Annotated in this window: 10 protein-coding genes; 5 read left to right on the top strand and 5 right to left on the bottom strand. The window is 43.9% G+C overall.

Features of this window, described 5'->3' with window-relative positions; genetic code table 11:
* Positions 1-264 precede the first annotated feature (264 nt).
* Positions 265-1,608: a DEAD/DEAH box helicase gene (locus R7190_RS01910; protein ID WP_031812859.1), complete on the bottom strand. Its 1,344-nt coding sequence runs from the start codon at positions 1,606-1,608 to the stop codon at positions 265-267.
* A 550-nt stretch (positions 1,609-2,158) separates the two neighbouring features.
* On the opposite strand from R7190_RS01910, the gene R7190_RS01905 reads away from it, so the two are divergent.
* Positions 2,159-2,413: an Lpp/OprI family alanine-zipper lipoprotein gene (locus R7190_RS01905; RefSeq protein WP_005375145.1), complete on the top strand. Its 255-nt coding sequence runs from the start codon at positions 2,159-2,161 to the stop codon at positions 2,411-2,413.
* Between the two features lie 26 nt (positions 2,414-2,439).
* On the opposite strand, the gene R7190_RS01900 is transcribed toward R7190_RS01905, so the two are convergent.
* From R7190_RS01900 to R7190_RS01885, 4 genes are read right to left on the bottom strand one after another with little or no spacing between them, the layout of a single operon-like run.
* Positions 2,440-3,366 carry a L,D-transpeptidase family protein gene (locus tag R7190_RS01900; RefSeq protein WP_025768560.1) on the bottom strand — a complete coding sequence of 309 codons (927 nt, stop codon included), beginning with the start codon at positions 3,364-3,366 and terminating at the stop codon, positions 2,440-2,442.
* Positions 3,367-3,372: 6 nt separating this feature from the next.
* Positions 3,373-4,788 carry a deoxyribodipyrimidine photo-lyase gene (gene phrB / locus R7190_RS01895; protein ID WP_033906725.1) on the bottom strand — a complete coding sequence of 472 codons (1,416 nt, stop codon included), beginning with the start codon at positions 4,786-4,788 and terminating at the stop codon, positions 3,373-3,375.
* 22 nt (positions 4,789-4,810) lie between these two features.
* Positions 4,811-5,611, bottom strand: a complete 801-nt coding sequence (locus R7190_RS01890; protein WP_065275469.1) for a MerR family transcriptional regulator — start codon at positions 5,609-5,611, stop codon at positions 4,811-4,813.
* A complete protein-coding gene (locus R7190_RS01885; RefSeq protein WP_017635475.1) occupies positions 5,601-6,551 on the bottom strand; it encodes a YbgA family protein in 951 nt (316 codons plus the stop codon). The genes R7190_RS01890 and R7190_RS01885 overlap by 11 nt, the downstream gene beginning before the upstream one ends.
* Positions 6,552-6,949: 398 nt before the next feature.
* Between R7190_RS01885 and deoD the strand changes: the two genes are divergently transcribed.
* The 4 genes from deoD (at position 6,950) to R7190_RS01865 (ending at position 12,418) form a co-directional block, all read left to right on the top strand.
* Positions 6,950-7,660 carry a purine-nucleoside phosphorylase gene (deoD, locus tag R7190_RS01880; protein ID WP_005375140.1) on the top strand — a complete coding sequence of 237 codons (711 nt, stop codon included), beginning with the start codon at positions 6,950-6,952 and terminating at the stop codon, positions 7,658-7,660.
* 70 nt (positions 7,661-7,730) lie between these two features.
* Positions 7,731-9,200 carry a hypothetical protein gene (locus tag R7190_RS01875; RefSeq protein WP_005383936.1) on the top strand — a complete coding sequence of 490 codons (1,470 nt, stop codon included), beginning with the start codon at positions 7,731-7,733 and terminating at the stop codon, positions 9,198-9,200.
* A 166-nt stretch (positions 9,201-9,366) separates the two neighbouring features.
* Positions 9,367-10,851: a hypothetical protein gene (locus R7190_RS01870; RefSeq protein WP_005375137.1), complete on the top strand. Its 1,485-nt coding sequence runs from the start codon at positions 9,367-9,369 to the stop codon at positions 10,849-10,851.
* A complete protein-coding gene (locus tag R7190_RS01865; protein WP_017820511.1) occupies positions 10,835-12,418 on the top strand; it encodes a GGDEF domain-containing protein in 1,584 nt (527 codons plus the stop codon). The genes R7190_RS01870 and R7190_RS01865 overlap by 17 nt, the downstream gene beginning before the upstream one ends.
* The last annotated feature ends 29 nt before the right edge of the window (positions 12,419-12,447 follow it).

Here is a 12,447-nt window from a genome sequence, read left to right as displayed (position 1 = left end):
AATGAGATCAATTATCATTTTCATGATCATGTGAGATTTTTATCTAGTGTGTGAGGAAAAACGTTTGCTTTGACCGAGGTTATAAAACTTAATAACTTCCTAAATTAGCGCTCTATGCTGTTTATATACAACCAGACGGATATAAAAGCTGACTAACGAGTGAGTATGGAAAGACGCTATTTCACCTAGCGACAGACATAAAAAATCCGAGTGCGAACACTCGGATTTTTAAGAACTAAAATCAATGGGAAACTACAGCAGCTTTTACTCTTCAGAGCTCGGTGCCGCTGGTTTTTTCTTAGGGATGAAGACATCATCACCCACAGATACGTTTTTGTAGAAGCTCTTGTCACGCTTAGCTGGTTTTTTCGCCGATTTTTTCGCTTGAGGGCGAGCTTTCTTTGCGGTCGCTTTCTTATTGCGGAAATCTGGTTTAGGTGGCTTAAGGCCTTTAAACTTACCTTTCAAATCTTCGAACAATGAAAACTCAAGATCTTGTTGTAGGTATGCTTCTACACGTTTAAAGCTATCCCAGTCTTTTGGACCAACAAGAGAGATTGCATCCCCTTTGTTTCCTGCACGACCAGTACGACCAACTCGGTGTACGTATTCTTCGGTATGCTTTGGCATATCGAAGTTGATGACGTGTGTCACAGTTGCAATATCCAAACCGCGGGAAGCAACATCAGTCGTTACAAGGATCTTAAATACTGCGCGCTCAAACTGACTCATAATGGTGTTACGTTGAGTCTGGTTCAAGTTACCACTTAGTGCTACAGCCTTCAGTTTCTTTTCGTTCAGCTTTTCTGTTAGTCGCTCAGTATCATCACGCGTTGCCGTAAAGATAATAACTTGACGGTATTCAGCCTCAGAAAGAACACGATCTAAAATTGCCTCTTTATGATCTAGGTGATCACACAAGTAAAATTTTTGCGTGATATCTTTATGCTCTTCGTTAGAAACGCCGATAGCAATTCGCTTTGGCGCATTGAGCATTTCAGCCGCGATTTCATTGACGTCTGCATGATCTAATGTCGCAGAGAACATCAACGTTTGACGACGACGATGCTTGGCTGCTTTATGAATGCGACGAAGCTCTGGTGCAAAACCCAAATCCAACATGCGGTCTGCTTCGTCAAGAATCAGCGTTTCCAAACCATCCAGATAAAGCGAACGATGATCTAAGTGATCAGCCAAACGTCCTGGTGTCGCCACGATAAATTTCGGGTAACGACGCAGAGCTTTTACTTGATCGTTAAAGTTCTCACCACCCAAAATCAGTGCTGCTTCATAAGATAGGCCAGCTAGCATAGAACGAAGCTCACCATATACTTGTTTCGCTAGCTCACGAGTAGGAGCAAGGATTACCGCGCGAGGGTCTTTCGCAGAAAACGATTTTGTCTTTAAAGACTTATGAAGCATTGGCAATACAAACGCCAAAGTCTTGCCCGAACCTGTTTTCGAAGATGCCAATAGATCCTTGCCTGCAATCGCAACAGGAATCGCCTGCTGCTGAATGTCAGTCGCTTTTTTAAAATCGTAGTGTTTTAGGTTCTTCAACAATCGGTTGTCTAGGCCTAGATCTTTAAATTGCAAAGTATTCTCCAATAAATCAGTCAGCGTCTGAGCGCTCTGTAGTGTCGTTTCCGCTCTAACGCAGCAAAAAAATAAAGCTCGGTATAATACCGCAAATCATAGGAGTATAGATAGAGATCACACAAACTAATTCCCTGTGGTAACGGTAAAACATCATTTGTGGCTCAGTTCAGAGTAAAGACTAGCCTTTTTGATGAGCAGCTGGACAGGAAGTTTAGAGAAAAGCCGTTCAAATATGCCTTCTATCCATCAACAAAACGACTTAAATAGCAGTTATTTGGGCCAATAAACTTTCATTTGTGTCAATATCGTCTAAATTATTGATATCAGGAACGTGGCAAATACACCTGCTATGAAAACTGTTGTGAGAACGAAATAAAGGATAGGTAGTTAAACTTTGTTAAGTTCAGGTAAAAGTTGACGTCAGGTACTCCATGAAATTCTTGGGTTTTTTTGACTTTTGCTACATCATGTACTGATAAAATGTAACCACATTTAACCTCGCTACTGTATAAAATAATAGTTAGTAGCGAGACTTTCACTATAAGCAAGGAGTTCTTATATGAACAAAACGTTGATCGCAGCTGCAGCAACTTCAGTACTTCTACTAGCCGGTTGTGCTTCTTCTGATGACGCAGCTACAGCAAATGCAGCAAAATTAGACGAACTAAGCAACCAAGTTAGCCAACTAAGCCAAGACGTACAAGCTCTTCAATCTGACGTTCAAAAATCAGGCGCAGCAGCAATGGCTGCTCAAGAAGAAGCTGAGCGTGCTAACGAGCGTATCGATAACATCGCTCAGTCTTACACTAAGTAAGATTTAATACCGCGTCTTAACGCCCGTTAAGGCGCGGTTATTTCGATAGGAACCCCATTCTGTGCAGCGATTGCTGCTTTAGCCTTCACGTTTTTCATACCGAATTCATCCAACCACCACTTTAACTCTTTCGGCACTTTCAGTTCATCTTTCTCGCCATTACTACGAGTCAAAGGCTCATGTGCTTCTAAGAACACACTTCTGTCAGGCTCAAGTGTCATTTTGATAGGCTGGTTAATGATATTAACGTCTTCGCCGTTACGAACCTTGTCAAATAACCACTCAATGTCACTTGGGTCCATACGAATACAACCCGCGCTGACTCGCATACCAATCCCAAAGTCCTTGTTGGTACCATGAATTAGGTATTCGCCATTCCCGTAAGCTAAACGCAATGCAAACATACCAAGTGGATTATCAGGCCCCGCAGGAACAACGGCTGGTAGGTCAATGCCCTTTGCTTTGTACTCGGCACGAATAGAGGCTGGAGGAGTCCATGTAGGGTTCGGTCGTTTTTGGCTGATACGCGTTGTCATTACTGGGGTATCGCGCCCTATTCGGCCAATTCCGACAGGAAATACATGGACAATATCCTCTCCTTTCGGAAAGTAATATAAGCGCAGCTCGGCTAGATTAATAACGATACCTTTATAAGGTACGTCTGGGAGGATTAGCTGTGTCGGAATAGTAAGAACATGCCCCTCTTCTGGTAAGAAGGGATCCACTCCTTTGTTTGCGGCCATTAAACCTAGCATACCCACATCGTAGAGCTTAGCGATATTTGCCATGGTTTCGCCTTCTTGAACGACGTGGTTTTCAAGGCGACCAATTAAACGGCTTCCATCCTCTGGTAATTCGTACATCTTAGCGAATGATAGACCACTCACTAAAGATAACGACACAGATAGCAGGGTACGTTTTGCGAAACTCATTGATCGCTTTTTGCTAAGCATTTCACTCTATTCCTTGGCACTTTTAAAGAGCTGTAAGGTTATCTCTCTTTCTGTCTTGTGATCAACCATCGGCTTGTGATATTCCAGTAAAGAAAAGCCCTCCCAAGTCCAAGGTTTATGGATGTATTTGTTCGGTACACTTTTGATTTCTGGTACCCAGTGGCGCACAAATTCACCATTAACATCGAACTTTTCGCCTTGGCTTATCGGGTTGAAAATACGAAAGTATGGCTGCCCGTCACAACCCGTAGAAGCAGACCATTGCCAGCCACCATTGTTCGCTGCAAAATCGCCGTCCACCAGCTTACTCATGAAGTACGCTTCTCCCCATCGCCAATCAATATGTAAGTCCTTGGTAAGAAAGCTCGCGACAATCATACGTAATCGGTTGTGCATCCAGCCTGTTTGATTGAGCTGACGCATTGCTGCATCAACGATTGGGTATCCTGTTGTTCCTGTCTTCCATCGCTCAAAGGCTTTCTCATCATAGGACCACTGGATTTTATCCTCCCAATCGATAAATCCTTTGCCTTTGACGAGTTTTGGTTCGAAAACCAATAGGTGCTGATAAAACTCACGCCAAATGATCTCACTTAACCAAGTTGCTTTCCCTTCTGTAAGGTCATTTTGTTGATTTTCAGCATACAAACGAGCAATACACTGCCTTGGTGATAGCGCGCCAATCGCAAGGTATGGAGACAGTTGGCTAGTGCCATCAATAGCTGGAAAGTCTCGCTCGCTTTGATACGCGTCACTGCGCTCCCGTGCAAATTCCCTAAGCTGCTTCAAAATATCATTAGTCGAAGCCAGCCAGTCTTCACTGGATTCTCGAGGATAGCTAAATGTGAAGCTTGAATTAAATCGAGCCGACTCTAATTGTTCGAGTACCTTTTTATTGAGTGGCGCTTGCTCGTGAGGTTTTACTACCGTCGGCATATGGAACTGCGTTAACCAAGCACGCTTGAATGGCGTAAACACCTTAAAATATTCGCCTTGCTTATTAAGAACCGTCGTTGGCGCGTGCACACATTTGTCATGAAACAGTTCAAATTCGATATCGTGAGAAGCTAACGCTTCACTTACTTGTGTATCGAGCTCTCGTTCGTTCACCTCATAGTGAATGTTTGCCATGACAGACGTGGCTTCAAGTGTTTCCGCCCACCCACTAATCACATCTGTACAATCGGAAAACGACGGCACCTCTTTGTACAAAAAGGGAATATTAAGGCTTTCAAGCTCCTCGTTAAGACAAGCTAAGCGACGAGCAATGAGGTCTGCCTGCATCGGCGCCATGTGATGCTCCCGCCACTGCTCTGGCGTCGCGATAAAGCAAGCGACGACAGGCTGACCTGAATCCAATGCCGCTTTGAGTGCCGTGTGGTCTAACGTACGTAAGTCACGTCGAAACCATACTAAAATCATGGTAGCTCCTATCTTTTGTCTACTAAGTTAGGTGTAATTTCTCTATCACTTCAGAGCACCCCATCCGATCACCTAGTTGTGCGTGAAGCATTTTGATGGACGCTACTTGTTTAGCAGCTAGCGCTTTGTTGGAGAAAAGGTAGATAAACGAACCATTTTCAACGACCTCGTGATCTAGTAGACCAGAAACATCATCAACCTTATCGATCAAAGTCGTGTGATACCCTTGTTCGCAAAGCTTCGCTGCTTGAATCCAACTCTCAGACTCTCTGTTTTGTTCAAAGCTAATGAGCAGACACTTTCCTTTGGAAGCGGCTTTGTTTTCAGAATCGATTACAAGGACAAGTCGAGTGATCAAACAAGTCTGAAATAACCCTACTTGTAAAGATCGCAGCGATCCTTTCACCATGTCTAGCGCATCAAATACTGGGCTAATAAACTGATCAATAACGAGTTTTAGTGGATACTCTTTAAGAACAGAGGCAAGTAAACTCTCTGCTTTTCCTCGATTCAGGGTAGACAGCGCAAGCAGCATGTTTTCAACTTCTTCGAGTGTGCGAACCTCGTTTTTGACTTCGACATCGGCGCTTTTTCCTAGCAGCCCCTTCACTTTACCAATCGAAATCCCCTTCGCGAGCCAGCTCTGGACTTCGCGAATCGTATCGAGATCTTGCTGGCGATAAAGTCTGTGTCCTTTTTCAGTTCGCTGAGGTTGGATCAAGTTGTATCTTCGTTGCCAAGCTCTCAGCGTAACTGGTTTTACACCCGTGATTTCTGCGACATCTCGGATCGCGTATAGTTTTTCTTCTGAACTACAAACCATAGCGTAATCTCATCTCCTGCGGATACGGTTCTAAAAACTTCTGTTTTGCTAAATATTCGTCTGGGTAAGTATTTAAGTAATGCTTAATCAATGTAAGTGGTGCTAGCAGAGGCAGCATTCCGATACGGTAGTCGTGAATCACTGTCGCTAACTCTTCTTTTTCTTCTTTAGTTAGTGAGCGTTTGAAGTACCCTTGTAAATGCATCAACACATTTGTGTTATTTTTGCGGCTAGCCCGATTCGTTAACGCCTTCATCAGTCCTAAACGATACTCTTGGTAAAAGTCTTCAATTTCATAATTAGCGACATCAGCGACTAAGCGGCCAAGGGAGCGGTATGACTCTGGGTGGTGTGCCATTAACGTCAGTTTGTAGCGCGAATGAAAGTCGATGATTTTGCCACGAGTAGGCTCACCATCCATCGAGTCGTAAAAGTCATTTAGACAAAATACTCGAGTGATAAAATTTTCTTTCAATACAGGGTCGTTAAGTCTGCCATCCTCTTCAACAGGCAACCAAGGCATTTTTTGCATCAATGTTTGTGTATACAAGCCAACACCTTCTTTCGCAGCACTGTTCTTGCTGTAAACCTTGACTCGCTCCATGCCACAAGTTGGTGACTTAGCACAAACGATGTAACCACAAAGCTGCTCGCTTTGAAGTTCATCTACTTTATTGGCCGAGTAAGTGAGCATATTGTCGGTATGATCATTTTCTGGATTTTTGGTTTCAACCAATGCAACACGCTCTTCATTAGAAACAAGACGAATGGTTGGACGGGGTACTGGCATACCTACGCCGACTTCAGGGCATACCGAAATAAAGTCAAAATACGGGCTAAGCTCTTTAGTCACAAAGTTGCTCACCTTATGACCAGAGTCAAAACGCACTCGTTCACCCAAAACACACGAACTGATACCTACTTTGATCGAAGATTCCATGATGACGCATCCCTATACAAAAAGTTTTGTTGTATAACTTATAGCAAGCCTTTCCAGATTGTACAAGAAAATAAGTTGTACAATTTAATCGTTTTACTTCACTCGAAAGTATTTCGATCAACCAGCTGTCAGAAAAAAGTTTGGCCCAAAAACAAAGAATTTGTGCGCGCAATCGACAAACTGCTCAAAAGCAAATCGATTGCTCTTTTGATTTCAACAGATTTGGTTATCAATAGGAGTTGCAGTTTCTAAATGCGTGGTTTTTGTGACTAAGCTCTCAAGGGGCCACTGTACGTCCCGTTATTATTGCCTCAACGAAAACGAACAAGTTCAACAGAATTGGTAATAGCGTTCTATAATAGAGGCGTTTTATCAAAACAAAACTTTGGAGAGCACTTATGGCAACCCCACACATTAACGCACAACCAGGTGATTTCGCTGAAACAGTTCTAATGCCAGGCGACCCGTTGCGCGCTAAATACATCGCTGAAACGTTCCTAGAAGATGTGAAACAAGTTTGTGACGTTCGCAACATGTTCGGCTTTACTGGCACTTACAAAGGCAAAAAAGTTTCTGTAATGGGCCACGGCATGGGTATCCCGTCTTGCTGTATCTACGTACACGAGCTAATCGCTGAATACGGCGTGAAAAACGTTATCCGTGTGGGTAGCTGTGGTGCAGTACGTGACGACGTGAAACTAATGGACGTTGTTATCGGTATGGGTGCTTCTACAGACTCTAAAGTTAACCGTATCCGTTTCAACAACCACGATTTCGCAGCAATCGCTGATTACGGTCTTCTAGAAGAAGCAGTTAACCAAGCGCGCGCTCAGGAAGTGCCTGTAAAAGTAGGTAACGTATTCTCTGCAGACCTGTTCTACACACCAGAAGCAGACATCTTCGAGAAGATGGAAAAACTAGGCATCCTAGGTGTAGACATGGAAGCGGCTGGTATCTACGGCGTAGCAGCTGACCTAGGCGCGAAAGCACTGACTATCCTGACAGTTTCTGACCACATCATCCGTGGTGAAAAACTAAGCTCAGAAGAGCGTCAGAAGTCGTTCAACGACATGATGAAAGTTGCACTAGAAACTGCAATCAACATCTAAGAACAAATAGTAAGTAATAATTTGCAGCCAGAGTTATGCTGGCTGCCCGAATTATCCCGAGGGGGCGATTGTGTCTAACGGCGAACTGCCAAAAGACGCAGATGGGTTACAACTCAACTTTTGTAAAACATTGGCGTGTGACAACTTTGGATTGAGTGATGCAAAGCGTTACGTTCTGCAACATGCGAACCCTAAGCGTCCGGCGATGGTATGCCGTGAATGTGGAGCTTTCCCCCCCTTACTTAATAATCGCGATGTCGTGAACGAACTTCATCGCCTGCGGCACGTCCACAGTGACGGGTTGCCTGCTTGCCGTAATGATGATTGCGACAACTTTGGACTTTCTGTCCACACTCACAAACACCTCTATCACGCTTTCGGTTACAGTGGCGATCGCCAACGTTACCGCTGTAAAGTGTGTCAAAGTACCTTTGTCGACAAGTGGTCTGGTGCCAACAAGAAGCTTCAATTTCAAGAGAACTTGATGGGTTTATTGTTTACGGGATATTCCGTACGAGAAATCTGCCGCAAGCTTAGTATTAACCCAAAAACCTTTTACGATCATGTTGACCATATAGCTAGCCGCTGCCGCCGCAAGCTGGCAACCATTGATGCGCGCTGGGTAAACCACGCAACGCATTATGAATTGGCCTCAAACTATATTGCATTGCAACCGAACAGCAATAATGGTGTGTATTGGATTGTTTCTGGCGAAGCGCATTCTGGCTATATTCTTTGCCAGCACGTCAATTATTCCGCTGATGAAGAGCCAATCGCAACTCTCGATCATAATCCTTACGATGAGGTGTCTCGTTTTGTTTCCCAGGAGTACGTAGCGGAAGCAAGTGAGCCGCTTGCGGAACCTTCTCATCACCTCAGAGAGCGAATTGACCAAAAATACCAAACAATTTTGGCTCGCGGTAACGTAGAAGACCCTCTTGGTAATCTATCTGTATTTCATTACCCTTCAAAAGGGGCATTAGTCCGTCCGCCATACACCTCGTATGCACACTATTTGCACGTACTTGATATGTGCTGCCCAAACAAACGTGTATCTCTATACATGCCTCAAGATCCCCTACTACGTTCAGCTGCATTGAGCGTTTGTTTACCTCGTATTAAAGAGAAAAGTGTCGACTTGATGTATGTAGAAGAGGACGCTAGTTGGGACATGAGCACTCCCTTTGGCAAAGTCGATATCGCCTATATGAGTTGGTGGCGCGATCGTTGGGCAATCTCTAGTCAAAACGAAAACCACAAAGGCATTTGCTACCTCGCTGGCGATCAAAATGAGCCTGAAAAATGGTTTAACGTTGCGACAACTCGTCATGTGAAGTTTTATCAAAACCGCTTTCAGATTCTTTTCGAAAGCTTCATTAACGAGCCACGTCGCAAATTACGACCTGCTGGTATTTTACCTCTTTTAGATATATTCAGAGCTTGGCATAATTTGTGCTATCAGGATAAACAAGGTCTTACCGCTGCACAAAGGTTGGAAGTCTCTGATGCACCTTTGACAATCAAACAGCTCCTATCGTAGCTATTCTATTGGTAATTTAGATGTAGTAATTAGGGGTTGTAACGGTATACATTACGGCCCCTGATCGTTTACCAAAACGTTATCCGCATCGCTTTGGTAAAGAAACATGCATCTAACCACTTAATATTAGGTGTGATTTCCAGTTCGATAGTCATGGATGTGAACGTTGGATAAAAACCAAATTCAGCTAGAAGATGATCTCACTAAGCTTAAAGGCCAAATAAAATCGGCCCCTAAACATACCTTTAATATTGCGCAGCAATATCGTATCCGCGCGGAACAAATTTTATTTGTGGACGGAGAGATCAAAGCCTTACTCATCATGGCGCAATGCTGTTGGTGCCTAATGGATTACCGACAAGGCTTAAAACTCGTCAAAGACGCTTACAGCAAACAAACACAGCTTGAAACCGACGATCATCTCCCGGAAATTCTCCATCTTTTTGCACTCCAATATTGGGGCCAAGCAAAGTATTATTCCGCGCAACAATATTGGATTAATGCGCTCGAACAATCTGCTCTTGTTGATGATGTTGAAATTCAAATCGAATCTCTAATTGGGCTTGGTAATGTATGGCGCATCACTAATGAACACCAACTTGCCGCTTCAACTCATGAGTTAGCCGTTAAAGTGGCAAACAATGTTCGTATTGCTTGGTTAGAAGGCAAAGCGCGCATCCTATTAGCTTGGGACTATTACTTACTAAATAAGTTTGTCGAGATGCTTACGGTACTGGATGGAGCAACCGAAGTATTAAAAGATCATGATGACAGTACGTGGCAAGCCGAGATCTGGGACTTTAAAGGGTTAGCACTGCTTGGACTAGAACGCCTTGATGCGGCCGAAGAAGCCACCCAAAAAGCCCACCAGCTCGCCATTGAGCATGACCTCGTTTGGATGAAAGCACACTCTTTTATTAGCCGAGCAAGACTTGAGCTTTTGCGCCAAAATACAGACAGCGCTGCCAAGTTGCTACTTGCAGCAGAAGAGTCTGCACTCAGTTTCGACCACGGTGAGCTACTCAGCCAAATTTGCTTCCAACAATCACGAGTCGCTGAAGAACAAGGTGACTTTGAGTCTGCGTTTAACGCGTTCAAGAAATACCGTAAGCACGCACTCAAAATGCTCAAAGAACAAACTCATCGAATCAGCATGGATAAAGCAAGAGGCTCTAAACGCCAACTAGAGCAGCGAGCACGTAAGCTGATCAATCATATTCGCTCTCAACACGAATACGACCCTGAAAAACAGTTCTCTAATGTCGTTTCTGAGACCTACTGGTGGGAACAGTTAGTTTTGTTTAAAACGGAGCTCAAACGCTCTAACCACGCCATCATTATGATTCAGCATTCAAACCCCGAAGTTCTCGATGTTTGTACCGAGCTCGTTCATGCATTGACAACCTCCAGCGACCTCATCTCGAGAATTTCCAGTAACAGGCTAGCAATGTTAATTGCAGAAAAAGGTCAAGCAGCAGAAGAGGTCTACCGCACTGTCCAAGCGATGTTAGACATCTATCCATGGAAGCGACGCGGAATCAAAGGCCCGAAACCGATACTGTATTTGCAAGATATCCTGACCTTCCCATTCACGTTAGAACAGCTCGAAGAAAGTTATATTGAGGTAATGAAGAATGGAACAACTGCTTAGCAAGGTGACTGACGCAGGTATCGATCCTTCTTCCGTTTCAGGTGAAGAAGCGATTACGCTATGGGAACACATAGGGTTACATATTGCGTCAACAAACCGAGAGAAAGCGCATTGCTATATCATTAGCGCCGAGTATCGAAGAGAGATCAAACAGCTCAACGACAGCATTAGTGAATTGAAACAAGCGCTTGAGTTGCTTGTTTTACCAGAGGATGTAGAAGATATTCTTTCTGTGAAAGCAAGCTTGAGTGAGCGTTTGGTTGAAGTAGGTGACTACAATGCGGCATTAACCGAGTATGTTGCTTCAACCAATATCGCCGTCGAGTACGGCTATATTGATGAGTACGTATTGGCCATTATTGGAATGGGTAATTTGTGCGATGCCCATGGGGATCACCAACGTGCATTACGTTATTATCAAAAAATAGATGCTATCGATCACGCTATTGGCAGTCGATCCCTACGCCTTCGTTACAAGCTGTACATGCTTGCCTGTTATATCAGCTTGAACCGTACCGCAGACGCCAAAGAACTATTGAGTGAATGTGAAGAACTGAGCATTCTCGTCAGTGATAAAAACCTCGCCGCACAAATTCACCTCTACCGAGCCAAATTACATCGTCTGCAAGAAGACTACCCCAATGCGTTGCTGGCTATTTCGAATGTTCAGTATACAACGGGTAGTGCCACGACATACTGGTTATCCACGATGGTCAAAATTGAGACTGCGTATTGTCTAAACGGTGTAGGGCACACTTCTTTAGCTAATTTAACGTTGGACTCCATCAGTAAAAGGATTCAAAAGCAACTATCTCCTATCGTTACTCAGCATTTTTATAACGCGATGAGTCAAGTTTACGCCTCTCAAGGGTTGTATCAAGAAGCATTAAATTGTGAAAAAAAAGCGCATAGAATCGAATCTGATCTTGTAAAACATATTCCGATCGGTGAGTTAGGGTCTGCTCAACTACGCCGACTTTCACGCTTTGAGTTACAACTCAAACTCATTTTGTCAGAGCTAGAAAACAAAGAACTAAAAGAAACCACCAAGCAGCATAAAAATACTGTTGCTCAGCTACAGCAGGACGTCTTTACCGATCCACTTACGTCTTTACACAACCGACGCTGGTTAGAAGTTAAACTAAAAGATCTACTTCTGCACGATACTGCATTTGCATTGATGGTCATCGATATCGATCACTTCAAATCCATCAATGACGAACTAAGCCACTTGGTTGGCGACAAAGCGATCAAAAGTGTGTCACAGGAACTGGCGTCCTACTTCAGATTTAAAGGCGCATCGTGCGTACGATTTGGTGGTGAAGAGTTCCTCGTGATCCTTGAGAATACCCAACTGGAACGCGCAGAAATGCATGCCGAGAATTATCGTGAACGGATTTATCAATATGGTTGGGACGATATTCTTGGTGAACGGGGGCTGACCGTATCCATAGGGATTACCTTGCATCGAGAAGGCGAGAATACTCAGCGAACTTTTTATCGTGCAGACAAAGCTCTTTATCGCGCCAAAGCCAATGGCAGAAACCAAGTCTGTACCGAACTTTAAACCATGCCCCGGTTGACACCTGGGGCTTT

This window comes from Vibrio sp. 1078-1, assembly GCF_033340475.1.
This window is presented reverse-complemented; position numbering and strand designations above follow the sequence as displayed.

What these genes read in the sequence shown, in the direction of transcription:
- R7190_RS01885 (WP_017635475.1), bottom strand. Translation starts at nt 6,551, where the DNA reads ATGGAATCTTCGATCAAAGTAGGTATCAGTTCGTGTGTTTTGGGTGAA.
- R7190_RS01865 (WP_017820511.1), top strand. Translation starts at nt 10,835, where the DNA reads ATGGAACAACTGCTTAGCAAGGTGACTGACGCAGGTATCGATCCTTCT.
- R7190_RS01905 (WP_005375145.1), top strand. Translation starts at nt 2,159, where the DNA reads ATGAACAAAACGTTGATCGCAGCTGCAGCAACTTCAGTACTTCTACTA.
- deoD (WP_005375140.1), top strand. Translation starts at nt 6,950, where the DNA reads ATGGCAACCCCACACATTAACGCACAACCAGGTGATTTCGCTGAAACA.
- R7190_RS01900 (WP_025768560.1), bottom strand. Translation starts at nt 3,366, where the DNA reads ATGCTTAGCAAAAAGCGATCAATGAGTTTCGCAAAACGTACCCTGCTA.
- R7190_RS01890 (WP_065275469.1), bottom strand. Translation starts at nt 5,611, where the DNA reads ATGGTTTGTAGTTCAGAAGAAAAACTATACGCGATCCGAGATGTCGCA.
- phrB (WP_033906725.1), bottom strand. Translation starts at nt 4,788, where the DNA reads ATGATTTTAGTATGGTTTCGACGTGACTTACGTACGTTAGACCACACG.